This window comes from Kocuria rhizophila, assembly GCF_003667225.1.
GTDB classification, from domain to species: domain Bacteria; phylum Actinomycetota; class Actinomycetes; order Actinomycetales; family Micrococcaceae; genus Kocuria; species Kocuria rhizophila.
Genome location: NZ_RCOM01000001.1, coordinates 102918 through 126372, shown reverse-complemented (window position 1 = coordinate 126372; position 23455 = coordinate 102918). Strand labels below are relative to the sequence as shown.

General features: G+C 72.6%; 21 protein-coding genes. 5 read left to right on the top strand and 16 right to left on the bottom strand.

Features of this window, described 5'->3' with window-relative positions:
• Positions 1-4: 4 nt before the first annotated feature.
• Together D9R02_RS00555 and D9R02_RS00550 are read left to right on the top strand one after the other, a co-directional pair.
• On the top strand, positions 5-2785 hold the full coding sequence (locus D9R02_RS00555) for an alpha/beta fold hydrolase (RefSeq protein ID WP_438819409.1): 2781 nt from the start codon (positions 5-7) through the stop codon (positions 2783-2785).
• Between the two features lie 272 nt (positions 2786-3057).
• Complete coding sequence (locus tag D9R02_RS00550; RefSeq protein ID WP_235005052.1) at positions 3058-4179, top strand: NAD-dependent epimerase/dehydratase family protein; 1122 nt, start codon at positions 3058-3060, stop codon at positions 4177-4179.
• 145 nt (positions 4180-4324) lie between these two features.
• Here the strand turns inward: D9R02_RS00550 and mutM are convergent, their stop codons facing one another.
• From mutM to coaD, 5 genes are all read right to left on the bottom strand, one after another.
• The gene (mutM, locus tag D9R02_RS00545; protein WP_019308959.1) at positions 4325-5254 is read right to left on the bottom strand and encodes a bifunctional DNA-formamidopyrimidine glycosylase/DNA-(apurinic or apyrimidinic site) lyase; all 930 of its coding nucleotides are present in this window, start codon (positions 5252-5254) and stop codon (positions 4325-4327) included.
• Positions 5255-5261: 7 nt separating this feature from the next.
• Complete coding sequence (gene rnc / locus D9R02_RS00540) at positions 5262-5966, bottom strand: ribonuclease III (protein WP_019308958.1); 705 nt, start codon at positions 5964-5966, stop codon at positions 5262-5264.
• A 1-nt stretch (position 5967) separates the two neighbouring features.
• Positions 5968-6171, bottom strand: a complete 204-nt coding sequence (gene rpmF / locus D9R02_RS00535; RefSeq protein WP_012398114.1) for a 50S ribosomal protein L32 — start codon at positions 6169-6171, stop codon at positions 5968-5970.
• Between the two features lie 2 nt (positions 6172-6173).
• Positions 6174-6764, bottom strand: a complete 591-nt coding sequence (locus D9R02_RS00530; RefSeq protein ID WP_039101902.1) for a YceD family protein — start codon at positions 6762-6764, stop codon at positions 6174-6176.
• Positions 6765-6978: 214 nt separating this feature from the next.
• Complete coding sequence (gene coaD, locus D9R02_RS00525; protein WP_121566104.1) at positions 6979-7449, bottom strand: pantetheine-phosphate adenylyltransferase; 471 nt, start codon at positions 7447-7449, stop codon at positions 6979-6981.
• Between the two features lie 136 nt (positions 7450-7585).
• Here coaD and D9R02_RS00520 point away from each other — a divergent pair, with 136 nt between their 5' ends.
• Positions 7586-8827, top strand: coding sequence for an aminotransferase class I/II-fold pyridoxal phosphate-dependent enzyme (locus D9R02_RS00520; RefSeq protein ID WP_121566103.1), 1242 nt, complete (start codon positions 7586-7588; stop codon positions 8825-8827).
• Positions 8828-8870: 43 nt separating this feature from the next.
• On the opposite strand, the gene D9R02_RS00515 is transcribed toward D9R02_RS00520, so the two are convergent.
• From D9R02_RS00515 to thiL, 4 genes are read right to left on the bottom strand one after another with little or no spacing between them, the layout of a single operon-like run.
• On the bottom strand, positions 8871-9491 hold the full coding sequence (locus D9R02_RS00515; RefSeq protein ID WP_070638363.1) for an RsmD family RNA methyltransferase: 621 nt from the start codon (positions 9489-9491) through the stop codon (positions 8871-8873).
• Complete coding sequence (locus tag D9R02_RS00510; RefSeq protein WP_235005046.1) at positions 9488-11878, bottom strand: ATP-dependent DNA helicase RecG; 2391 nt, start codon at positions 11876-11878, stop codon at positions 9488-9490. The genes D9R02_RS00515 and D9R02_RS00510 overlap by 4 nt, the downstream gene beginning before the upstream one ends.
• Entirely contained in the window at positions 11875-12822 is a 948-nt protein-coding gene (locus tag D9R02_RS00505) for a DAK2 domain-containing protein (protein WP_029603083.1), read from the bottom strand. Before D9R02_RS00505 ends, D9R02_RS00510 begins: the two co-directional genes overlap by 4 nt.
• Complete coding sequence (gene thiL, locus D9R02_RS00500; protein WP_019308951.1) at positions 12812-13918, bottom strand: thiamine-phosphate kinase; 1107 nt, start codon at positions 13916-13918, stop codon at positions 12812-12814. The genes D9R02_RS00505 and thiL overlap by 11 nt, the downstream gene beginning before the upstream one ends.
• An 87-nt stretch (positions 13919-14005) precedes the next feature.
• On the opposite strand from thiL, the gene D9R02_RS00495 reads away from it, so the two are divergent.
• Positions 14006-14656, top strand: coding sequence for a DUF3515 family protein (locus D9R02_RS00495; RefSeq protein WP_308302112.1), 651 nt, complete (start codon positions 14006-14008; stop codon positions 14654-14656).
• On the opposite strand, the gene D9R02_RS00490 is transcribed toward D9R02_RS00495, so the two are convergent.
• From D9R02_RS00490 to leuC, 7 genes are all read right to left on the bottom strand, one after another.
• Complete coding sequence (locus D9R02_RS00490) at positions 14647-15741, bottom strand: sulfite oxidase (protein WP_121566102.1); 1095 nt, start codon at positions 15739-15741, stop codon at positions 14647-14649. The genes D9R02_RS00495 and D9R02_RS00490 overlap by 10 nt on opposite strands.
• Before the next feature lie 46 nt (positions 15742-15787).
• Positions 15788-16939, bottom strand: coding sequence for a D-alanine--D-alanine ligase family protein (locus D9R02_RS00485; RefSeq protein ID WP_070638372.1), 1152 nt, complete (start codon positions 16937-16939; stop codon positions 15788-15790).
• Positions 16936-18006 carry an NAD(P)H-dependent glycerol-3-phosphate dehydrogenase gene (locus tag D9R02_RS00480; RefSeq protein WP_019308947.1) on the bottom strand — a complete coding sequence of 357 codons (1071 nt, stop codon included), beginning with the start codon at positions 18004-18006 and terminating at the stop codon, positions 16936-16938. The genes D9R02_RS00485 and D9R02_RS00480 overlap by 4 nt, the downstream gene beginning before the upstream one ends.
• Positions 18003-18815, bottom strand: coding sequence for a lysophospholipid acyltransferase family protein (locus D9R02_RS00475; RefSeq protein WP_070638375.1), 813 nt, complete (start codon positions 18813-18815; stop codon positions 18003-18005). Before D9R02_RS00475 ends, D9R02_RS00480 begins: the two co-directional genes overlap by 4 nt.
• A 112-nt stretch (positions 18816-18927) precedes the next feature.
• Complete coding sequence (gene murA / locus D9R02_RS00470) at positions 18928-20247, bottom strand: UDP-N-acetylglucosamine 1-carboxyvinyltransferase (protein WP_019308945.1); 1320 nt, start codon at positions 20245-20247, stop codon at positions 18928-18930.
• A gap of 97 nt (positions 20248-20344) precedes the next feature.
• Positions 20345-20944 carry a 3-isopropylmalate dehydratase small subunit gene (gene leuD / locus D9R02_RS00465; protein WP_121566101.1) on the bottom strand — a complete coding sequence of 200 codons (600 nt, stop codon included), beginning with the start codon at positions 20942-20944 and terminating at the stop codon, positions 20345-20347.
• A gap of 42 nt (positions 20945-20986) precedes the next feature.
• Positions 20987-22459 (bottom strand): 3-isopropylmalate dehydratase large subunit, encoded by a 1473-nt coding sequence (gene leuC / locus D9R02_RS00460; protein ID WP_121566100.1) that lies wholly within the window; start codon positions 22457-22459, stop codon positions 20987-20989.
• 155 nt (positions 22460-22614) lie between these two features.
• On the opposite strand from leuC, the gene D9R02_RS00455 reads away from it, so the two are divergent.
• On the top strand, positions 22615-23427 hold the full coding sequence (locus D9R02_RS00455) for an IclR family transcriptional regulator (RefSeq protein ID WP_019308942.1): 813 nt from the start codon (positions 22615-22617) through the stop codon (positions 23425-23427).
• Positions 23428-23455 lie beyond the last annotated feature (28 nt).

Sequence of the window (23455 nt, the reverse complement as noted above, 5' to 3'; positions counted from 1 at the left end):
CGGAATGCCGCCGCACGCCGCCCACCACCGCGAAGGAGCACCCGTGACCGCCAGCACCTCCCCCCACCGCAGCCGCGCCGACCGCCTGCCGTTCACGGACACCGCGCTCCCGGGGGTGGACCCGGCGTGGTCCACCGTGCTCTCCGTGCCCTCGTCCGCGCCCGTGGAACCGGTGGCCGGCCGCAAGCGGCGGTGGCACGTGCTGGACAACCGCGAGCAGATCGACCGCTCCGGCCGCACCCCCCGGGGCATCGTCCTGGCCGTGCACGGCAACCCCACGTGGTCCTACCTGTGGCGGGACGTCCTGCGCGCGGCGAACGAGCTGGAGCACCCGTGGCGCGTGGTGGCCGTGGACCACCTGGACATGGGCTTCTCCGAGCGCACCGGACTCTTCCGCCGCCTCGAGGACCGTGTCCAGGATCTCGGCGACCTCACCGCCGCTCTGGGGATCGACGATGCCGGACTTCCCGTGGTCACCCTCGCCCACGACTGGGGAGGGCTCATCTCCCAGGGCTGGGCGCAGGAGCACCCCGCGATCCACGCGGCCACCGTGCTGACCAATACTGCGGTGCACCACGACAACGCCGAGCCCATCCCCTCTGCACTGCGTCTCGCCCTGAACAGGGCCGTGCACGAGCCGCTGACCTCCGGGAGCACCGCGTTCCTGGACACCACGCTCGCACTGTGCGATCCCGCGGCGTCCAAGGACGTCAAGCGCGCCTACAAGGCTCCCTACACCTCCCGAGAGCGCCGCGAGGGCATCGCCCACTTCGTGGCGGACATCCCCGCCGCCGAGGACCACCCGTCCCACGCCGCCTACGAGCGGATCGCGGGGCGGATGAGCGCGCGCGAGGTCCCCACGCTGCTGCTGTGGGGCACCGGGGACCCGGTGTTCCAGCAGCGCTACCTGGACGACCTCATGCGCCGCGCCCCGCACGCGGACGTGCACCGCTTCGAGGGCGCCAAGCACCTGCTGCCCGAGGCCCGGGACATCGCCACCCCGCTGTTCACGTGGCTCGAGGAGCGCTTCGGGGACGCCGAGCCCGTCGTCGAGACCCACCGTGAGCAGCGGGCCCGCGGCCGCGCCGCGTTCGTGCCGTTCTTCGCGGAGCTGGACGCGCGGCGTCGTGACGACTCCCCCGCCGTGGTGGACATGGGCCCCGTGGCCACCACCGTGGACGGCTCCGCCCCCGAGCTGGACATCCGGCGCAGTGTGAGCTGGGCGCAGCTCTCCGCCTCCGTGGACCAGCTGGCCGTGGCCCTGCTGCGCACCGGGGTGCGCCCCGGGGACCGCGTGAACCTCATGGTGCCGCCCGGGTCCATGCTCACCACGCTGATCTACGCGTGCCTGCGCATCGGTGCGGTGATCGTGGTGGCGGACCAGGGCCTCGGCCGCCAGGGACTCACCCGGGCGCTGCGCGGCTCCTCGCCCCGCTGGTTCATCGGCATCCGCAAGGCCCTCGTGGGCGCGCGGGCCCTCGGCTGGCCCGGCACGCGGATCGCCGCGGACGCCATGGACCCCGTGTCCAAGAAGCTGCTGGGCGTGGCGCACACCGTGCCCGAGCTGATGGACTCCGTGACCACGGTGTCCCCGGACGAGATCCCCGCCGTGAACCCGGACGCCGAGGCCGCCGTGCTGTTCACCTCCGGTTCCACCGGCCCGGCCAAGGGCGTGGTGTACACGCACCGCCAGATGGCCGGGATGCGCGACACCATCCGTGACACGTACGGCCTGCGTGCCGGCACCGGGCTCGTGGCGGGCTTCGCCCCCTTCGCCCTGCTGGGCCCCGCCCTGGGCGCGGCGTCCGTGACGCCGGACATGGACGTCACGAGCCCCAAGACGCTCACCGCGCGGGCGCTGGCGGAAGCCACCATGGCCATCCGCGCGACCGCCGTGTTTGCCTCGCCCGCCGCGATCGCCAACGTGCTCGCCACGGCGGACGAGCTGGCCCCCGCCGAGCGGGACGCCCTCGCGCGCGTGGACCTCATGCTCTCCGCGGGCGCCCCCATCCCGGAGGAGCTGCTGGCCCGGCTGCAGGAGCTCATGCCCGCCGCCGAGCTTCACACGCCCTACGGGATGACCGAGGCGCTGCCGCTCACGGACGTCAGTCTGGGAGTGATCCGCACCGCCCGTGAGGACGCGCAGGCGGGCATGGCCGGTGCCGGCGGCGGCGTGTGCGTGGGCACCCCCGTGGCGGGTGCCGAGCTGGGCGTGCTGCCGCTGCGCGCGGACGGTTCCGTCTCCCCGGAGATCGTCACCACCCCCGGCGTCACCGGCGAGATCGTGGCCCGCGCCCCGCACGCCAAGGACCACTACGACCGGCTCTGGATCACCGAGCGTGCCTCGGACGGGACCCCGGGCTGGCACCGCACGGGCGACGTCGGGCACTTCGACGCCCGTGAGCGGCTCTGGTACGAGGGCCGACTGGCGCACGTGATCACCATGTCCGACGGCCCGGTCTCCTCCGTGGCGGCCGAGCACGCCGCGCAGACCGTCCCCGGGGTCGGCCGCGCCGCCGTGGTGGGCGTGGGTCCTGCTGGGTCCCAGTCCGCGGTGGCGGTCATCGAGACCGATCCCGCCGCGTCCGCACCGGCGCTGGCGTCCCCGGAGCTGACCGAGCGCATCCGGACCACGGTGCACGCCACCACGGGCTTGCCCGTCAGCGCGGTGCTGGTGGTCCCGGAGCACCCCACCGACATCCGTCACAACTCCAAGATCGACCGAGCCGAATTGAGTGACTGGGCCGAGCGCGCCCTGGCCACCGGAAAGCTGAGTTCACTGTGAGCGACGATCCCCGCGACACCCCCGCACAGCCCAGCGGCACCGGGCGCCACCGCGCACCGGCCACCGACGCCGCCCGCCCGGCTGCGGCGCCCCGGCCCACCTCCTCGGCGTCCTCGCCGGCCTCGTCCGAGCCTTCCGCTCGGCCCGATGCCCAGGGTGCTGACGTCTCCGGCTCCGCACAGATCGCGGACCCGGACCGCGGCGGTGCCACGGTGACCCACGGCGAGCTCGACGGCACGGGCCGCACCGTCCTGGTGACGGGCGCGTCCGGAATGCTCGGCGGCGACGTCGCCCGCGTGCTGCTTGCGCACGGCTGGAAGGTGCGCGTGTTCCAGCGCGGTCACGCTCCCGTGGCCGAGCGCGAGGGCGTGGACGAGGTGCTGGGTTCGGTGACCGATCCCGAGGACGTGGCCCGCGCACTGGACGGCGTGGACGACGTCGTGCACCTGGCCGCCAAGGTCTCCTTCACCGGGGACTGGTCCGAGTTCGTGCGCGTCAACGTCACGGGCACGCGCATCCTGCTGTGCCAGGCGCAGAACGCCGGCGTGAAGAACGTGGTGTTCGTGTCCTCCCCCTCCGTGGCCCACACCGGGGTCTCGATCGAGGGAGCGGGCGCGGAGCCCGCTGACCCGGAGAATGCGCGCGGCAACTACGCCCGTTCCAAGGCTGCGGCCGAGCTGCTGGCCCTGAGCATGGACGGGCAGCGGGACCTCAAGGTGGCCGCCGTGCGCCCGCACATCGTGTGGGGCCCCGGGGACACGCAGCTCGTGGAGCGCGTGGCGGACCGTGCGGCCGCCGGGCGCATGCCCAACCTGGACCACGGTGCCGCGATGATCGACACCACGTACATCGACAACGCCTCCGAGGGCATCGTCCGGGCGCTGCAGCGCATCGACCACGTGCACGGCCGGGCCCTGGTGCTCACCAACGGCGAGCCGCGCCCCGTGGGCGAGCTGATCGCCCGGATGTGCCGGGCCACCGGCTCTCCCGCGCCCACGCGCTCGGTGCCGGGCAAGGCGGCGCGCCTCGCGGGCCGCGTGATCGAGACCGTGTGGCCGCACCTGCCCGCCAAGCTGCGCGCGGGCGACGGAGAGCCGCCCATGACCGAGTTCCTCGCCGAGCAGCTCTCCACGGCGCACTGGTTCGACCAGAGCGAGACCCGAAAGCTGCTGGACTGGACTCCGTCCGTGAGCCTGGACGAGGGCTTTGCCCGGTTGGCCGCGTACTACCAGGACCACCCGCGCCCGCAGCGCAACACCGGGTCGGTGTCCCTGGAGCGCGTGGAGGACGTCGCGGACGAGCAGCGCGCCCGCGCCGAGAGCGCCTCGGTGGCCTCTGACAGCGAGAACAGCAACCTGTCCACGGACCTGCAGAGCGTGCGCTCGCTGGAGTGATGTTGTCCCCTCTGAGCGCCACGGTGCCCGCGACCGCACGGTCGCGGGCACCGCTCGTTCCGGGCCCCGGCAGATCCGCCAGCGATGGGTCAGGGACGGCCTCACGGGACCGGGACCGCCCACCCCCTGTGGCTCACGGCGGGGGCTACGCTCTGAACCGCCTCGGCCGCCTCTGGCACCGCGAGCACCGGTACGAGGAGCGGTTCGCGAACTGCTCGCGCACGATCACGCCGTCCTCCCCTGCCGCCGCGCAGCGCGGGCAGGGTTGCCCCGCCCGGCCGTAGGCGTTGAGCGAGCGTGAGAAGTACCCGGACTCCCCGTTCACGTTGACGTACAGCGAGTCGAAGCTCGTGCCGCCCGCCGCCAGCGCGCGGCGCATGACCTCCTGGCACGCCGCCACCAGTGCGCGGGTGCGGGGCGCGGTCATCGTCTCGGTGGGTGCGGCCCAGTGCAGCCGGGCGGCCCACAGAGCCTCGTCCGCGTAGATGTTCCCGATCCCGGAGATCAGCCCCTGGTCCAGCAGCGCGCGCTTCAGGCCGGTGCGGCGTCGTCGCAGGGCGGTGTGGAAGGCGTCCACGTCGAAGAGCGGGTCCAGGGGGTCGCGCGCAATGTGCGCGGCGTGCTCCGGCACCGTGCCGTGACCGTCCGTGCTGGGCACGAGCGGATCGAGCAGCATGCCGCCGAAGATCCGCTGGTCCACGAACCGGGCCTGCTCCGGGAGGGCGGCACCGGCGTCGTCGTGGGCCGGAGAGAGGGCGAGGCGGATGCGCTCGTGGCGCGGCTGCGGCTGGTCCGCGGAGGCCACCAGGAGCTGGCCGCTCATGCCCAGGTGCACGAGCAGCGCCTGCGACGGCTCGCTGCCGGGGCGCTCCCGCAGCGGGAGCCACAGGAACTTGCCGCGCCGCTGTGCGGAGTCCACGCTCAACCCGGCCAGGCGCTCCTGGAAGTCCAGGACACCAGCGGTGTGGCGGCGCAGGGAACGGGCGTCGAAGACCTGCACGGACTCGACGGTGCGGCCAACCACCCAGCGCTCGACGCCGCGGCGGACCACCTCGACCTCGGGCAGCTCGGGCACGGTGCGCTCAGCCCTTCGCGGGCAGACGTGTGGCCAGGGCCTCGCACGCGGCGGCGGCCGCGGCGCGCTCGGCGGCCTTCTTGGACGTGCCCTCCCCGTGGCCGAGCACCTGCCCGTCCACCACGGCATCCGCCGTGAAGTGGCGTTCGTGGTCGGGGCCGGTACCCTCCACCTCGTAGCGCACGGTCCCCAGACCGTGCTGTGCCACGAGCTCCACGATGTGGGTCTTCCAGTCCTTGCCCTCGTGCAGCACCCGGGTGTCCTCGAGCAGGGGGATCATCATCCGCAGCACAAGGTCACGCGCGGGCACGGGCCCCAGGGACTCGTACACGGCGCCGATGACGGCCTCCGTGGTGTCCGCGAGGATCGATGCTTTGTCACTGCCGTGGGTGCGCACCTCGCCCTTGCCCAGGCGGATGTGCGGGCCCAGCCCCAGGGAACGGGCCACACCGGCCAGCGCGCGGGCGGAGACCACCGAGGCGCGCAGCTTGGCCAGGCGCCCCTCGTCCCACTCGGGGTAGCGGTGGTAGATCTCGTCCGTGACCGCGAGCTGCAGCACGGCGTCCCCCAGGAACTCCAGGCGTTCGTTGTGCACCTCCCCCGGGTGCTCGTACGCGTAGGAGCGGTGCGTCAGCGCAATGCGAAGCGTCTCGGTGTCGAGATCGACACCGAGACGCTCAAGCAGTTCGCCGGGATCCGGCAAAGCGGTCACCTTACGCGTCAGCGACCTTGCGACCCTTGTACTCGTAGAACAAGGGGGTGCCGGCGGAATCGGAGACCAGCTTGGCCTGGTGCGGCAGGCTGTAGCTGACCTTGCCATTCTCCACGGTCTTCACCAGTTTGGGGGCCTGAGCCTTCCACTGGGACCGGCGCATGCGGGTATTCGCACGGGACATTTTCCGCTTGGGAACAGCCACGGCTATCTCTCTTCTCTCGTGTCGGTTGTCGGCTCCGACGGTTCCGGATCCTCCGAGTCGGTCAGCAGCCCTGCGAGGGCGGACCAGCGGGGATCCTTCACGTCGTGGTGGTGGTCCGGGTCGTTCTCGAGCCGTGCGCCGCACTGGGCGCACAGGCCCGGGCACTCGGCCCGGCACACCGGTTGGAACGGCAGCTGAGTGATCACTGCGTCCCGAAGCATCGGTTCGAGGTCGATCTCCTCGTCCCGCACCTCATACACTTGCTCGTCCTCGACGTTCTCGTCACCCTGCGGAGACGGTTCGAAGACGAAAAGCTCTTGCACGTCGACCGGTAGTTCGTAGTCAATGGGGTCGAGGCATCTGCTGCACTCCCCGTGAACACTGACGATCACGGTTCCGGACACCAGGATACCGTCGTGGACGGATTCCAGGCGCAGCTGCAGCTCCATGGGCGCGCCCTCGGGCGAACCGATGAGCGCCGTACCGAAGTCCTTCGGTGCGGGTGCCTCGACATCCAGGGTGTCCATGGTCCCCGGGCGGTGTTGCAGCTCCCTGACGCTGTACGCGAGGGCTGAACTGTTGCGGTGATTCACGGAACTCCTGGCTAACGACACTGGCCGACAGAACATCCTAGCACGCGGCAGGACCGCGGTTCATCCCTCAGCTCTGCCCAGGTTTCTCGCGATCCCGTGCTTCCCATGAGCCCGTGCGCCGACTGCCGCACGTGCCTGCGTGCCCGCCGGCCGCTGGGCCGTCACCGCGAGCGGCCCGTCCGCCAGCCCCGGCCCGGTGCCCGACGCCGCCCGCTCAGCGGATCTTGATGGCGTGCAGCACCTCGGGCGGCACGAAGGACGCGATGTCCCCGCCGAGCGCGGCCACCTCCATGACCAGGGAGGAGGACACGTGCAGCAGGGAGGGCTCACCGGGCAGGAACACGGTCTCCACGCCGGTCAGCGAGCGGTTCATGGTGGCCATGGGCAGCTCGTAGTCATAGTCGGCGCCGTTGCGCAGACCCTTGACCAGGGCCACGGCCTCCCGGCGCTCGGCGTAGTCCGCGATCAGTCCGGACTCCAGTGGCTCCACGACCACGGCGGGCTCGTCCGCGAAGACCTGGCGCACCAGCTCGATCCGCCGCGCCTCGCTGAAGCGGTGGCTCTTGTTCGGGTTCGTGGACACCGCCACGACCACCTCGTCGAAGATGTGGGTGGCGCGGCGGATCACCGCGCAGTGACCGAGGTGCAGGGGGTCGAAGGAACCCGGGCAGATGGCGCGTCGCATGGGCCCACCCTAGCGGCAGCGGGTCTCCCGCGGGGCCTGCGTTCCCGGGGGCGCCGAGCCGCGCACCCACCGGGTCTGTGCGCCCCGGACGTGCAGACCCCGCGTGCGGTGGGGTCGGAGTTCCTAGACTGGGCCCATGACATCCGCCGCTGAGAACCTCTCCTCCCCCACGTCCGCCGTACGCGCGCCCTGGCAGCGCATGGCGGCCGGCGGAGGGCTCCTGGACGCCGCCGGGGGCCTGCGCTCCACGGTGTTCGAGGAGATGACAGGCCTGGCCCGGCGCACCGGATCAATCAACCTGGGCCAGGGCTTCCCGGACTTCGACCCGCCGCAGCAGATGCTCGACGCCGCGGCGGCCGCCCTGCAGGCCGGTCACCACCAGTACGCCCCCATCATCGGGGTCCCCGCGCTCCGTGAGGCCGTCGCCGCGCACCAGGCCACGCACTACGGCTTGGACGTGGATCCGGACACGGAGGTGCTCGTGTGCGCCGGCGCCACCGAGGGTGTCACTGCGGCGCTGCTGTCCCTGCTGCAGCCCGGCGACGAGGTGGTGCTGTTCGAGCCCCGCTACGACCTCTACGGCGCCGTGGTGGAGTTCGCGGGAGCCACCGCGGTCCCCGTGCCGCTGCTGCCGCCCGCGTTCACACCCGACCCCGACGACGTGCGCGCGGCGTTCTCCCCGCGCACCCGCGCTGTGGTGCTCAACGACCCCCACAACCCCACGGGCACGGTGGCCTCCCGGGAGTTCCAGGAGCTGGTCGTGGAGCTGGCCACGGAGTTCGACGCCGTGGTCGTCACCGACGAGGTCTACGAGCACCTGCGCTTCGACGGGCCCCACCGGCCGCTGAGCACTCTCCCCGGCGCGGCGTCCCGCACCCTGAGCGTGTCCTCCGCAGGCAAGACGTTCTCCGCCACGGGGTGGCGCGTGGGCTGGGTGACCGGACCCCGTGAGCTGCTGCGCGGCGTCGTGGCCGTGAAGACGTACCTGTCCCACAGCGCGGCGGCCCCGTTGCAGCACGCCGTGGCGGCGGCCCTGTCCCTGCCTCCGCAGTTCTTCGAGGGTCTGCGGGAGGACTACCGCGAGCGCCGGGACGTGGTGGTGTCCGGGCTGCGGTCCGCGGGTCTCACCCCGCCCGAGCCGCAGGGCACGTTCTTCGCGGTGGCGGACGTGAGCAACCACTACCCCCTGGCCGGTGTCGGCGATGCCGCGGGACTCGCCCAGCACTGGGCGGAGAACGCGGGCGTCGTGGGCATTCCGGTGTCGGCGTTCGCGGGCCCCGCCAACCAGGGCCTGTACGCGGACTGGCTGCGGCTCGCCTTCTGCAAACGCGCGGACGTGCTGCGCGCCGCGATGGCCGGGCTGGTCGCGGCTGTCTGAGCCCGCCCGCCGCGCGGTCTCCCGGGCGGCGGGCGACGATCCGTCAGCCGTGCGCGGCACCGCCCTCGGCCGCGTCCTGCGTGGTGGCCGTGTCCGACTCCTCGTCCGTCTCCAGGTACCAGATGACCGTCTCACCGTGTTCGCTGGTCTCGAAACGGCGCAGCCCCTTCGGCCACGCCGGTTCCCCGGTGCGTGCGGAGCGTTCGACCGCGATCACCCCGCCCGGACCCAGCCGCCCCACGAGCAGCGAGAGCATGCGCGCGAGCTCCTCGTTCTCCAGCGGATAGGGCGGGTCCGCGAGCACGAGGTCCCAGCGGTGGAAGGGAGCCCGCCCGAGATAGCCGGCCACGCCCGCGTGCACCGTGGTGATCTTCGCCCCGGGGCACGACGCCGCCAGCAGCGCCGCGTTCTCCCGGCACACCCTGGCCGCGGCTCCCGCCTTCTCCACGAGCGTGACCGTGGCTGCGCCCCGGCTGGCGGCCTCCAGCCCGAGGGCGCCGGAGCCGGCGAAGAGGTCCAGCACGCGGGCGTCCTCGCACATGCCCCACGCGTCCAGCCTGCCGAACAGGGACTCCTTGACGCGGTCCGTGGTGGGCCGGGTGGCCGAGCCCGGCACGGATTTGAGGTGCTGTCCCCCGGCGCGGCCGGCAATGATGCGTGTCATCCTCGCTCCAGAAATGCTTGTCGGTCCTCGTCCAGCACACGCTCGATGCTCTCCCGCAGCACGGGGTGGTTCCCGAGCCCTGGGTCCTCCCGGATGACGGCCTCCGCGGCGTTCCGGGCCCGTGCCACGAGCGCCTCGTCCCGCAGGGCGCCCACCCAGCGCAGCCCGGAACGACCGCCGGACTGGGAGGCCCCGAGGATGTCTCCCTCCTTGCGGAGCTTCAGGTCCGCCTCCGCGAGCTCGAAGCCGTCAGTGGTGGCGGCCACCGCGTCCAGCCGGGCCCGGGCAGGGTGGTCCGGCGCCACGCGGGTGACCAGCAGGCACGTGCTCGCGTGCTCGCCACGTCCGATCCGGCCCCGCAGCTGGTGGAGCTGGGAGATCCCGAAGCGCTCGGGGTCCACCACCACCATGAGCGTGGCATTGGGCACGTCCACACCCACCTCCACCACGGTGGTGGACACGAGCACGTCCACCTCGCCGGCGTCGAACGCCGCCATGGTCCCGGCCTTCGTGCCGGTGTCCTGGCGCCCGTGCAGCACCGCGATCCGCGCGGAGCGCAGCTCGGGCTGGGCCGCCACGAGCTCCTGGAGCCACGCCACGGTGGCGGGTTCCGGCTCCTCCTGCTGGGCCTCCAGGGAGGCGCGCAGGGACGCGAAGGGCGGCAGGGCGGCGTCGTCGCCGATCTTGGGGGCCACCACGTAGACCTGCCGTCCTGCGGCCACGTGCTCCGCGGCGAGGGACCAGACCCGGCGCTCCCACGAGGGCCCGTGCTCCGCGAGACCCACCACGTGGGTGGTGATGGGGCGGCGGCCCCCGGGCAGCTCACGCAGGGTGGAGACGTCCAGGTCCCCGAAGACCGTCATGGCCACGGTGCGCGGAATGGGCGTGGCGGTCATCACGAGGGTGTGCGGTGTGCTCGCGGCCTTGCCCCGCAGGGCGTCCCGCTGCTCCACGCCGAAACGGTGCTGCTCGTCCACCACGGCCAGCCCGAGGTCCGCGAACTGCACGTTCTCCTGGATCAGGGCGTGGGTGCCCACCACGATCCCGGAGGCCCCGCTCGCGATGTCCAGCAGGGCCCTGCGCCGCGCGGGCACGGACATGCTGCCCGTGAGCAGGGTGACGCCCGTGGCCAGGGGGTCCCCGCCGAGCCGCCCGGGCTCGGCGAGCGGGCCGAGCGCGGCCGTGATCTTCTCGTAGTGCTGGGTGGCGAGCACCTCGGTGGGTGCGAGCATCGCGGCCTGGCCACCGTGGTCCACGACCTGCAGCATGGCACGAAGGGCCACCACGGTCTTGCCGGACCCCACGTCACCCTGCAGCAGCCGGTTCATGGGCGCGGTGCCCGCGAGCTCGTCCGAGATCTGCTCCCCCACCTCGCGCTGTCCAGGGGTCAGCGCGAACGGCAGGGACGCGTCGAAACTCGCGAGGATTCCGTCCTCGCGCGGCGGGCGCGGATCCGCCGGGTGGGACGCGTGCTCCGCCCGCCGGCGGACGAGCTCGGTCTGCAGGACGAACGCTTCCTGGAAGCGGAACCGACGGCGGGCCCGCTCGTACGCCTCGACCGTCTCGGGGCGGTGCAGGTCCCGGTAGGCCCGGCCCAGGGGAGGCAGCTCCTCCGCGTCCCGCAGCTCCGGGGCGAGCGGGTCCTCGAGAGAGTCCAGGTCAGCGGTGAGCAGCAGCTGCTGCACCACCTTGCCGATCCTCGGCGTGGTCAGCTTGCCGGCCTCCGGGTACACCGGGATGGGCATCAGCTCACCGGTCTCCGACGAGGCCCCGGACACGGCCTCGGGGGTCTCCACGGGCGCGTAGTCCGCCCCCGTCATGGACAGCTCACCCCGGTAGAACTCGGGTTTGCCCGTGAACAGGGCCAGGGACCCCACCGGGAGGTCCTTCTGCGCGGAGTAGGCGTTGAAGAACGTGATCTTCAGCTGGGCCCCGGAGTCGTCCGCCACCACGACGTCCGTGAGACTGCGCCGGGGATCGCTGCGCATGCGGCGGGTGCTGGAGGACTCCACGCGGGCCACGAACGACGTCCGTTCCCCGGCCACGAGGTCCGTGAGCGCCTGGATCCTGCCCCGGTGGATGTAGCGCCGCGGTGCGTGGTCCAGCAGCTGGCCCACGGTGGTGATTCCGAGGTCCTTGGCGAGCAGGGCCACGGTGGAGCGCGGCGAGGAGCCGGGGACGTAGCGGGTGAGCGGCTGGTCCAGCAGCCCCACGAAGGCCGAGTGGGACCGCGTCTGCGCCGGGGGCGGGGCGGGGGCCTCCTCTGCGGTGGCCCCCGTGTCCGGGGACGGCGCCGCCTGCGGTTCCAGAGCGGTCGTCCGCGCAGTGCGACCGGCCCCGGGCGGCATGTCCAGGGGCAGCGGCTCGGGCACCTCCCGGGTGGTCACCGGGGCTCCGCCGCGAGGGTGGTGACGGTGACGTTTCGCGCGGTCCCGCGGCCCCGCATCAGGTCCAGGGCGGTCTCCGGGTCTGCCACGTGGACGTGCACGCGCCACGTGTAGCCGTCCTCGTGGTCTCCCACGGCGCTCACGATCACGCTGCTGCCGGCGTCGTCCAGCTCGTGGCGCAGCTCGGCGGCGTCCAGGGCGGAGAGGTCCATGGTGCCCATGACCTCGTACCCGTCCTGACGCTCGAGGGTGGTGTCCGAGAGGGGGTGGGTGTGCTGACGGATGACCTCCACCACGGGGTCCTCGGCGGCGGGGTGGCCCGCGAGCGCGGTGCGCAGCGCGCTGAGCACGATCAGCATGCCCAGGGCCCCTGAGTCCACGGTGCCGCGCTCGGCGAGCACGGGGATCTGGGTCACGGAGTCGATCACGGCGCACGTGGCGGCCGCGACCACGAGGTCGAGCCACTCCACGAGCTGCTGGTTGGAGCCGTCCGGGGAGGTGTCGGGGACCGGGACGGCGCCGGCGGCGTCGAGCACGGACAGCATGGTGCCCGGGACGGGCTCGGTGAGCGCGGACGAGCAGCGCACGTGGGCCGCCATGAGCGCGGTCTTGAGCTGCTCCGCCGTGAGCCGGGTGCTGCCCTCCACCACGCCTCCCATGGCGGTGAGGGTGAGTGCGGCGAGCATCCCGGAGTTTCCGCGCGCCTCCTCGAGCGCGGCCTGCCCCGCGTACACGAGCAGCTCCCCCACGTCCCTGCCCTCGATGAGGTGGGCGGCCTCCGCCGCGTGGCCCACCGTGATGCTGAGGTTCGAGCCCGTGTCCGCGTCCGCCACGGGGAACACGTTGAGGTTGTCCAGCACGTCCGCGTGCCGGCGCAGCTCCCGGTGCGCGGTGTCGAGCCAGTCGCGCACCTCGGTGGTGGAGGAGCCTGGCTTATGGCTCAAAGTGATCCCATCCTTCAACGACGTCGCGCCCGAGCCACTCTGCGGGGGCCTGTCCGGCAATGGTCACGGCCGGGCTCGGCGCATCCGTTCCGGGGCGCGGATCCGGGGTGGGCCCGTCCCTGTGCCGCCCTCCCGCGGGGTCCGCGGGCGCACACGAGCCTATCGCACGGACCCCGGGAGGCAGCCGGGAATCCACAGGCAGCACCGCGAGCAGACCGTGGTCCTCCCCGCCCGTGAGCACCCACTGCCACGGGTCCACCCCGGCGGCCTCCCCGGCCCGCCGCAGCCGGGTGACGTCCGGCTCCAGGGCACCCGGATCGACGTCGATGCGCACCCCGCTGGCGCGTGCGATTCGCCCGGCGTCCTTCAGCAGGCCGTCGGAGACGTCCAGCATGGCGGTGGCGCCGGCCCGGGCGAGTTCCCGCCCGGCTGTCACGGGTGGTTGCGGCCGCAGCTGCGCCGTGTGCAGCTCCCGCCGCTCGTCCGCGGGCAGCGCGTCCCAGCTCCCCGGCACGGGGCTCTGCAGGGCGTCGAGCCCGGCTGCCGCGCACCCCAGCACGCCCGCGTGCACCAGCACTCCCCCGGTCCGCGCACCGCTGCGCAGCACGGGGCTCTGCTCGCAGCGCCCCAGCACGGTGGCGGTGATCGACAGCTCCTCTCCCCTCCCGAGGTCGCCGCCCACCAGGGCGCACTCGCGCGCACCGAGGTTCTCGAACGCTCGGGACAGCCCGGCGGCGAACTCGGTGACCCACGCGACGGGCGTGTCCCCGGGCAGGGTCAGGGACACGACCACGGCCGTGGGGACGGCGCCCATCGCGGCCACGTCCGCGAGGTTCTGGGCCGCGCACTTGTGGCCCAGGTCCGTTCCCGAGGTGCGCACCCCGCTGGGCCACACGGTCCGGAAGTCCTGGTCCAGGGTGAGGGTGTCGGTGGTCATCACCACGCGTCCCCCCGGGGTGGTGACCACGGCGCAGTCGTCCCCCGGACCCACCTCCACGTGCGGTCCGTCCGTGGTGGCCCCGGGGAGGAAGGCCTCCAGCAGGCGCGCCTCACCCACCTCGGAGACCGTGGCCGTGTCAGCGCCCTCGTGCGTCATACCCCGCACCCTAGCCAGCGGCTCCGACGCGCTGGAGCGCACGCGCACCCACCCGGCTCCGAGGCCCGGTCCACTATCCTGGGCCCCATGGTCTCCCCGTTCCGACGCCGCTCCGTCCTGTCCACCGCGCGCACCACCACCTGCGTCGCAGCAACCCCGGGGACGGAGACCCCCAGGGCCGGGCGCACCGGGGCCGGGTGCACCGGGGAGGCTCAGGGAGGGACACACCCGGCGGCATCGTCCACCGGCCCACGACGCCGCCTGGCCGTGGGCGCCGCGGCCCTCACGAGCGCCGTCGTGCTCACCGGCTGCGGCTCCACCGTGACCGTGGACCCCGCTCCGGACGCCGCGAACCCGGACTGCGCGCCCGTGATGCTCGCCATGCCGGACGAGGTCAGCGGCATGGAGCAGCGGGAGACGTCCAGCCAGGGCACCACCGCCTACGGGGACCCGTCCGCCATGATCGTGCGCTGCGGCGTCGAGGAACCGGGGCCCACCACGGAGCCGTGCACCGATGTGAGCGGCGTGGACTGGCTCATCTCGCAGGTTCCCGGCCAGGAGAACCAGTGGCGGGCCGTGACCTACGGCCGTTCACCAGCGGTCGAGGTGCTCTTCGACGGGCAGCGCGTGCCGTCCTCGACCGCTCTGGTGGACACCGGCTCCGCCGTGCAGAGCATCCCCCAGGAGCGCACGTGCGAGTCCGTGGCGGACGTGAAGAAGGAGCCGGCTCAGCCCTGATCCCCCGCTTGGTTGACCCGCACGCGGGCCCACGAGTTGTTCACGTACCCCTTGGGGTTCCACAGCGTCCGCGCGGACTCGGGCTGGCACGCGCCGGTGGTGTCCCAGGCGCGAGCCACGAGTGTGTGGGGTCCCGGCCCGGCCAGGTCCACGGTGGTCTCCCAGTGCCGCCACGCCCACGGTGACGGCTCGGGCCCGAGCTCCGCGGCCTGCCACGAGTGCCCGCCGTCCGCGGAGACGTCCACGCGGGCGACGCCGCGGTCCTCCCCCGCGTGCGCGTAGCCCAAGATCCGTACCTCCCCGGTGCCGACCGCCTGGCCGGGCTCCGGGGCGAGGATGTCGCAGTTCAGGGCCACCGGGCCCAGGGAGATCCCGTCCCCCGGCCCCGCCGCGTCCGGATCCGCCTCCGGCTCCAGCACCCGGTACGCGGTAGCCTGGAAGTAGTTCTCGGACGGCTCGGCGCGCACCGTGACGCGCGTGACCCACTTGACGCTGCGCGCCCCGATCCAGCCGGGGACCACCACGCGCACGGGCCCGCCGTGCACCGCGGGCAGCGGGGCGTCGTCCATGGCCCACGCCAGCAGGACCTCGTCCGCCAGTGCCTTGGACAGCGGCACCGAGCCGCCGTAGTGCTGGGGAGGGTCAGCGATCTCGGAGACGTCCGGCGCCTCGAACTCCACGTGTCCCGCGGAGTCCTGGACGCCCACCGCGCGCAGGACGTCCGCCAGACGCACGCCCGTCCACCGGGCCGTGGACGTGGCACCGGGACCCCAGGGGTCCTCGCCCGGGACGTCACGGACCTCCAGGACCCCCTCCCGACGGTTGCCCGCGCACTGCATCGTGGCAGTGACCGTGTGGTGCGCGAACTCCTCGCGCAACCGCTCCAGGGTGAACCGCACGGGCTCGGCCACCAGTCCGGTGACCTCCAGGGTCCACGTCGCGGCGTCGAGCTGCGGAACGGGTCCGTGGTTGCGCACGTAGAAGGAGTCCGCCGGGGTGAGTGTCTCGTGCAGTCCGGCTCGCGGGGGTTCGGCGTTGTACGGGTCGCTCTCGTGGACGATCATGTCCGCGCGCTTGCACCACACGGTGTGCCTCTCTGCCGTCAGTCCCCTGGCACGGGGCGGTTGCCGGTCAGCGTAGTCCCACGGGCCGTTCCAGGGCCAGGGTGATGAGCTCGTCGATCAGGGTGCTGTAGTCGATCCCGGAGGCCGCCCACATGCGCGGGTACATGGAGATGGGCGTGAACCCCGGCATGGTGTTGATCTCGTTGATGACCACGCGCTGGTCCTGGGTCACGAAGAAGTCGCAGCGCGAGAGCCCCTCGCCGTCCACGGCGTGGAACGCGCGCACGGCGTCACGGCGCAGCGTCTCGATCACGTCCTCCGGCAGCCGCGCCGGGCACGAGAGCGTGGCGCCGTCGGACTCCACGTACTTGGCCTCGAAGTCGTACAGGGCGTGGCCGTGCACCTCGATCTCGCCGGGCAGGGAGGCTCGCGCCTCGTCCGTGCCGTGCCCGCCCAGCACGGCGCACTCGATCTCCCGGCCGTCGATGCCGGCCTCGACCACGAGCTTGAGGTCGTGCTCGCGCGCCGTGGCGATCGCGGCGTCCAGCTGGGAGGGCTCGTCCACGCGCGTGATCCCGAACGACGAGCCGGCGCGCGCCGGCTTCACGAACACCGGGAAGCCGAGCTCTGCCACACGATCGCGCACGCCCTGCGGATCGGTGCGCCACGTGCGGTCGTGGACCACGGTGTACGGGCCCACCTCCAGGCCGGCGGCCTCGAACGCGAGCTTCATGAAGTGCTTGTCCATCCCGATGGCCGACGCCGCCACGCCGCACCCCACGTACGGCAGGTCCGCGAGCTCCAGCATGCCCTGCAGCGTGCCGTCCTCGCCGAACGGCCCGTGCAGCAGCGGGAACACCGCGTCGATGTGCCGCCCGCGGGACAGCGGAGCCCCGTGCTCGGAGGTGTCGTGGATCAGCAGCCGGCTGTCCCCGGCCTGCAGCGGGAGGCTCACGCGGTGGGGGCCCACGGGCAGCTGCGCCATGGGCTGCTCGTCCAGCAGCGCCTCGAGCTCCTCCTGGGAGCACAGGAACCACGCGCCGTCCGGGGAGATCCCCACGCTCACCACGTCCCAGCGGTCCCTGTCGATCGCGCGCAGCACGGACCGGGCGGTGATGAGCGAGATGGAGTGCTCGGACGAGCGGCCGCCGAAGACCACGGCGATGCAGGGCTTCTCACCCTCCGCCGTGGCCTCCGGGGTCTCGTGGGTGGTGCTCATGCGGTGTTCCCTTCGGATTTCAGGTCTCGGCCCAGCAGTCGGGGGGCCAGTTCGTGGACGGGTGTCTCGCCCCTCAGCACGCTCACCACGGCCTCCGTGATGGGCATGTCCACGCCGTGGCGCCGTGCCAGCTCCAGCACGGCGGGGGCGGACTTGATCCCCTCGGCGGTCTGGGTCATGGCGTCCTGCACCTGCGCGAGGGTCAGCCCCGCGCCCAGGAGCCTGCCGGCCGTGTGGTTGCGGGAGAGGGAGGACGAGCACGTGGCCACCAGGTCGCCCATGCCGGAGAGACCGGACAGGGTGGTGGTGCGGCCACCGAGGGCCAGGGCGAGCCGCGTGGTCTCCGCGAGGCCGCGCGTCATGACGGAGGCCTTGGAGTTGTCCCCGTACTCGCGGCCGTCGCAGATGCCCACGCACAGGGCGATCACGTTCTTCACGAGCCCGCCGATCTCCGTGCCCACCACGTCCGTGTTGGTGTACGGGCGGAAGTAGGGCGCCGCGCAGCAACGGGCCACCCACGCCGCGGTCTCGTGCTCCGGCGCCGCCACCACGGAGGCCGTGGGCTCCTCCCGGGCGATCTCCATGGCCAGGTTCGGTCCGGACAGCACGCACGTGCGCCGGGCCCAGTCCTGCTCGGGGACCCCGGTTGCCTCCGCGAGGACCTCGGCGATCACCTGGGTCATCCGCAGCCCGGTGCTGGACTCCAGGCCCTTGGCCAGGGACAGCACCACCGCGTCCGGCGCCACCGCCGGGGCGGCGATCTCCAGCTGGGCACGCAGCGCCTGCGCGGGGATCGCGGCCACCACGAGGTCCGCGCCGTCCAGGGCCTCGGAGAGGTCGCTCGAGACCGTGAGTGCTGCGGGCAGGTCGATCCCGGGGACGTAGCGCTCGTTGCGCCGTTCGCGCGCCATGCGCTCGACGGCCTCGGGGTCACGGCCCCACAGGCACACGGTCCGCTCGGCACCGGCGTCCACGGCGGCGTCGGCGAGGACCTTGGCGAAGGTGGTGCCCCACGATCCGGCGCCGAGCACCGTGATCCTGGCGGGTCCCTGCGGACGCGCGCTCACGGGGCCACGCTCCCGCCGGCGGAACCGAGGTCGTCCTCGGGCACCGCGGCGTCGCCCGGGTCCGACGACGCCGCCCGGCGGGGCGCGCGCGGATCGAGCAGTTCCTGCGGCGCGGGCTCACCGCGCAGCTCACCCAGCAGGCGGGCCACCGTGACCATGATCGTGGCCGTGGCGGTCGCGAGCTCCTCGCTGCTCGGCTCCCCCGGGTGCTTCAGCCCACCGGGCACCAGGTCGGAGGCACGCAGGGGCTCACCCACGATCCCGTCCACGCGCTTGGGCGGGAAGGGCTTGGCGGTGCGGTGGCCCTGGGGGTCCCGGTAGACGATCTCCTGGTCCCCCCAGTGCACCATGGGCACCACGGGAACGTCCGCCTGCAGCGCGAGGCGCGCGGCACCCGTGCGCCCGCGCATGGGCCACATCTGCGGATCGCGCGTGATGGTGCCCTCGGGGTAAACGATGATCGCTCCCCCGCTGGCCAGCTCCGCGAAGGCGGCCTCCAGGGAGTCCTTGGCCCGGGAGGTGCCCCGGTAGACGGGAACCTGCCCGATCCGCGTGAGCACCGGGCCCAGCACGGGCACCCGGAACAGGGACTCCTTGGCCAGGAACCGCGGCATCACGCCCGCCTTGTAGACCGCATAGGCCACGGTGATCGGGTCGATCTCCGTGAGGTGGTTGGAGACCACCACGAAGCCGCCGGACGCGGGGATGTTCTCCGTGCCCCGCCAGCGCGGCACCGCGAGCGAGCGGTACGCGGGGATCACGGCCGCGGCGATCAGCCGGAACGTGGATCGTTGCGACGTTCTGCTCATCCGGAGACCCCCTCCTCGGGCAACGGTGCGCGGGAGACCCGCGCGGTGTGCGGTGCACCCGGGAGGACCGGGGCGCGGCGGCCGCAGTGCCGGACGCTCAGGACACCGGGCGTCACTGCTCGGTGACGTCGAAGTTGGCGCCCAGTCCGCCCAGCTTGTCGGTGAAGTGCTCGTAGCCCCGCTTGATGAGCTCCACCCCGGTCACCGTGGACACGCCCTCGGCGGAGAGCGCCGCGATCAGGTGCGAGAAGCCGCCGCGCAGGTCCGGGATGTTGATGTCCGCCGCCTGCAGGGGCGTGGGTCCCGAGATCACTGCGGAGTGCAGGAAGTTGCGCTGCCCGAAGCGGCACGGCACGGAGCCCAGGCACTCGCGGTGCACCTGGATGGTCGCTCCCATGCGGTTCAGGGCGCGGGTGAAGCCGAAGCGGTTCTCGTACACGGTCTCGTGCACGATGGACACGCCCTTAGCCTGGGTCAGCACCACCACGAGCGGCTGCTGCCAGTCGGTCATGAACCCGGGGTGGACGTCCGTCTCCACGATCAGGGGGTTCAGGTCCCCGCCCGGGTGGAAGAAGCGGATGCCGTCCTCACGGATGTCCAGCCCGCCGCCCACCTTGCGGAAGGTGTTGAGGAAGGTCATCATGTCCGCCTGCTTGGCGCCGGCCACGAAGATGTCCCCGCCCGTGGCCAGGGCCGCGGAACCCCACGACGCCGCCTCCATGCGGTCCGGCAGGGCGCTGTGCACGTAGCCCTGGAGCTCGGGAACACCCTCGATGCGGATCACGCGGTCCGTCTGCACGGTGATGAGCGCGCCCATCTTCTGCAGGATCGCGATCAGGTCCATGATCTCGGGCTCGGTGGCCGCGCCGCGCAGCTCGGTGTGGCCCTCGGCGCGCGTGGCGGTGAGCAGCACCTGCTCGGTGGCGCCCACGGAGGGGTAGGGCAGGTCGATCTTGGCACCGTGCAGCCCGTGCGGGGCGCTCATCCGGATGCCGGAGTCCAGCTTCTCCACCTTGGCACCGAAGTTGCGCAGCACCTCCAGGTGGTAGTTGATCGGGCGGTCCCCGATCCGGCAGCCACCGAGATCCGGGATGAACGCCTCACCCAGTGCGTGCAGCAGCGGACCGCACAGCAGGATGGGGATGCGGGAATCCCCCGCGTGGGCGTCGATGTCCGCGTGGCGCGCCCGCGTCACGTTGGTGGGGTCCAGCGTGAGGCGCCCCAGGGCGTCGTCGCGGGTGACCTCCACTCCGTGCAGCGACAGCAGGTCGGTGACCACCTCGACGTCTTTGATCTCCGGAACGTTGCCCAGGGTGGAGGCCGAGGCGCCGAGCAGCGCGGCCACCATGGCCTTGGGGACCAGGTTCTTGGCGCCGCGTACCGTCACCTGACCCGTCAGCGGAACTCCGCCGGTGATGCGCAAAGAAGTCATGACCTACCGATCTGGGGGAAGTGATCTCCCGCGCGCGGAACACGCACGGGACCTCGACATTCTACCGGCCCGGACCGGCTCCCGGTCCAGCCGGCTGTCAGACTCTGGCGGGGAGCGTGGTGGGCTTGAACTTCGGCCTGTCCCGCTCGTAGGCCTCGATGTCCGTCTCCCGCTGCAGGGTGAGACCGATGTCGTCCAGGCCCTCCATGAGCCGCCAGCGCGTGTAGTCGTCGATCTGGAACGGCACGGTCACGGCTCCGCAGGTCACGGTGCGGGCCTCGAGGTCCACCTCGACCTCGATGCCGGGCTGCTCCTCCATGAGCTTCCACAGCAGCTCGACGTCCGACTGGTCCACCTGCGCGGCCAGCAGGCCCTGCTTGCCCGAGTTCCCACGGAAGATGTCCGCGAAGCGCGATGAGATCACGGTCTTGAAGCCATAGTCGCGCAGCGCCCACACCGCGTGCTCGCGGGAGGATCCGGTGCCGAAGTCGGAACCGGCCACCAGGACCGAGGCGTTGGCGTACTCCGGACGGTTGAGCACGAAGTCGGGATTCTTGCGCCACCCGGCGAACAGGGCGTCGTCGAAACCCGTCTTGGTGATGCGCTTGAGGTAGACGGCGGGGATGATCTGGTCCGTGTCCACGTTGGACTGCTTCAACGGGGCGGCCACGCCGCGGTGGGTGGAGAACTTCTCCATGGCTGTGTCCCTCTCTGCTGGTGCTGCGGGCGGGTGTGGTGGTCAGACGGCGGGCTGGAACCCGGAGGGCACCGCGGTCTCCTCACGCACGGGCTCCAGGTCCGACGGCGCGCTGAGCGTCCCGCGCACGGCGGTCGCCGCCGCGACCACCGGGGAGACCAGGTGGGTGCGCCCACCCTTGCCCTGGCGTCCCTCGAAGTTGCGGTTGGAGGTGGAGGCGCAGCGCTCCCCCGGGGCCAGCTGGTCCGGGTTCATGCCCAGGCACATGGAGCACCCGGCGAACCGCCAGTCCGCGCCGAAGTCGCGGAAGACACGGTCCAGGCCCTCCGCCTCTGCCTGCAGCCGGACCTTCGCGGAGCCCGGGACCACCATCATCCGCACGTTCTCCGCCTTGCGGCGTCCCTTCAGGATGTCCGCGGCGGCACGCAGGTCCTCGATCCGCGAGTTCGTGCACGAGCCCAGGAACACCGTGTCCACCGGGATCTCCTTCATAGGTGTGCCGGCCTCGAGGCCCATGTAGTCCAGGGCGCGGCGGGCGGCGTCCTTGGCGTTGTCGTCGCCCGCGTCCTCCGGGTCCGGCACGGGCTGCGACAGCGGCACACCCTGGCCGGGGTTGGTGCCCCACGTGACGAACGGCTCCAGCTGGTCCGCGTCGATGAAGACCTCCCGGTCGAACTCCGCACCCTCGTCCGTGTGCAGGGTGCGCCAGTACTGCACGGCGGCGTCCCAGTCCTCGCCCTGCGGCGCGTGGGGGCGTCCCTGGACGTAGTCCATGGTGACCTCGTCCGGGGCGATCATGCCCGCACGGGCACCGGCCTCGATCGACATGTTGCAGATGGTCATGCGGGCCTCCATGGACAGCGCCCGGATGGCGGAGCCGCGGTACTCCAGCACGTACCCCTGACCGCCGCCGGTGCCGATCTTGGCGATCACCGCCAGGATGATGTCCTTGGAGCTCACCCCCGGCTTGAGCGTTCCCTCCACCGTGACGGCCATGGTCTTGAACGGTGCCAGCGGCAGCGTCTGGGTGGCCATCACGTGCTCCACCTCCGAGGTGCCGATCCCGAACGCGAGCGCCCCGAACGCCCCGTGCGTGGAGGTGTGGGAGTCACCGCACACCACGGTCATCCCGGGCTGGGTCAGGCCCAGCTGCGGGCCCACCACGTGCACGATTCCCTGCTCGGCGTCCCCCAGGGAGTGCAGCCGGACGCCGAACTCCTCGCAGTTGCCGCGCAGCGTCTCGATCTGCTTGCGGGAGGTCTCGTCCGCGATGGTGGAGAAGATGTCCTCGGTGGGGGTGTTGTGGTCCTCCGTGGCGATCGTCAGGTCCGGGCGTCGCAGGCCCCGGCCGGCGAGCCGCAGGCCCTCGAAGGCCTGGGGGCTCGTCACCTCGTGGAGCAGGTGGAGGTCGATGTAGAGCAGGTCCGGGCGGCCCGCCTCGCCCCGGCGGACCAGGTGGTCGTCCCACACCTTCTCCGCGAGCGTGCGCGGTGCGGCGGTGTCCGTGGTGCTCATCTCTGCTCTCCTTGCCTCTCGGGTCCCGGGCGTCCGCGGGGCCCGGGCGTCGGGCGGCCGACGGGTGCGGCCGCTGGACCCATCGTCCCGGCTGCCCGCGGCCAGTTCCAGCCCGTGGACTTGCTTCTCGCATTGTGAGACGTCACTATCGGAGCATGGACACCACGCACGCGATGGACCCCACCGGCGCCCCCCTGGGTTCTCCCCTGGGTGGTCTGGGCACCGGGTCCCGGTTGAACGACGAGCCCACGCACTCCTCCTCGGGGGTGGGCGTGATCGATAAGGCCTCCCTCATCCTGGACGCCCTCGAGGCCGGGCCGGCATCCCTGGCGGACCTGGTGGAGGCCACGGGACTCGCGCGCCCCACTGCGCACCGTCTCGCGGTCGCCCTGGCCCACCACCGCTTCGTGGGCCGGGACGTCCAGGGGCGCTTCGTCCTGGGTTCCCGTCTGGTGGAGCTCGCCTCCGCCGCGGGCGAGGACCGGCTCATCTCCGCCGCGGCACCCGTGCTGCTGCAGCTGCGGGACAGCACCGGCGAGTCCTCCCAGGTGTTCCGCCGCCAGGGCGAGTGGCGCGTGTGCGTGGCCTCGGCCGAGCGGCCCATCGGTCTGCGGGACACGATCCCCGTGGGCACGCAGCTGTCCATGAAGGCCGGTTCCGCGGCCCAGGTCCTCGTGGCGTGGGAGGACCACGCGCGCCTGATCGAGGGTCTGCAGCACGCCCGCTTCTCCGCCACCACGCTCGCCGGGGTACGACGCCGCGGCTGGGCCCAGTCGATCGGCGAGCGCGAGGCGGGCATCGCGTCCGTCTCCGCCCCCGTCCGCGGGCCCTCGGGCCGGGTGATCGCCGCTGTCTCGATCTCCGGTCCCATCGAGCGGCTGTCCAAGCAGCCCGGTCAGAAGCACGCGGACGTGGTGGTCCAGGCCGCCCGCCAGCTCACGGAGGCCGTGCGCGTCAGCGCGGCGTGAACGCCGGGCGGCACGGGGAAGCTCGGTG

Excerpts from the sequence above, each read along its gene's own strand:
- coaD (WP_121566104.1), bottom strand. The coding sequence starts at position 7,449 with ATGCGACGCGCCATCTGCCCGGGTTCCTTCGACCCCCTGCACCTCGGT.
- D9R02_RS00495 (WP_308302112.1), top strand. The coding sequence starts at position 14,006 with ATGGTCTCCCCGTTCCGACGCCGCTCCGTCCTGTCCACCGCGCGCACC.
- D9R02_RS00515 (WP_070638363.1), bottom strand. The coding sequence starts at position 9,491 with ATGACACGCATCATTGCCGGCCGCGCCGGGGGACAGCACCTCAAATCC.
- D9R02_RS00550 (WP_235005052.1), top strand. The coding sequence starts at position 3,058 with ATGCTCGGCGGCGACGTCGCCCGCGTGCTGCTTGCGCACGGCTGGAAG.
- leuD (WP_121566101.1), bottom strand. The coding sequence starts at position 20,944 with ATGGAGAAGTTCTCCACCCACCGCGGCGTGGCCGCCCCGTTGAAGCAG.
- murA (WP_019308945.1), bottom strand. The coding sequence starts at position 20,247 with ATGACTTCTTTGCGCATCACCGGCGGAGTTCCGCTGACGGGTCAGGTG.
- D9R02_RS00520 (WP_121566103.1), top strand. The coding sequence starts at position 7,586 with ATGACATCCGCCGCTGAGAACCTCTCCTCCCCCACGTCCGCCGTACGC.
- D9R02_RS00555 (WP_438819409.1), top strand. The coding sequence starts at position 5 with ATGCCGCCGCACGCCGCCCACCACCGCGAAGGAGCACCCGTGACCGCC.
- leuC (WP_121566100.1), bottom strand. The coding sequence starts at position 22,459 with ATGAGCACCACGGACACCGCCGCACCGCGCACGCTCGCGGAGAAGGTG.
- thiL (WP_019308951.1), bottom strand. The coding sequence starts at position 13,918 with ATGACGCACGAGGGCGCTGACACGGCCACGGTCTCCGAGGTGGGTGAG.
- D9R02_RS00475 (WP_070638375.1), bottom strand. The coding sequence starts at position 18,815 with ATGAGCAGAACGTCGCAACGATCCACGTTCCGGCTGATCGCCGCGGCC.
- D9R02_RS00485 (WP_070638372.1), bottom strand. The coding sequence starts at position 16,939 with ATGAGCACCACCCACGAGACCCCGGAGGCCACGGCGGAGGGTGAGAAG.
- D9R02_RS00455 (WP_019308942.1), top strand. The coding sequence starts at position 22,615 with ATGGACACCACGCACGCGATGGACCCCACCGGCGCCCCCCTGGGTTCT.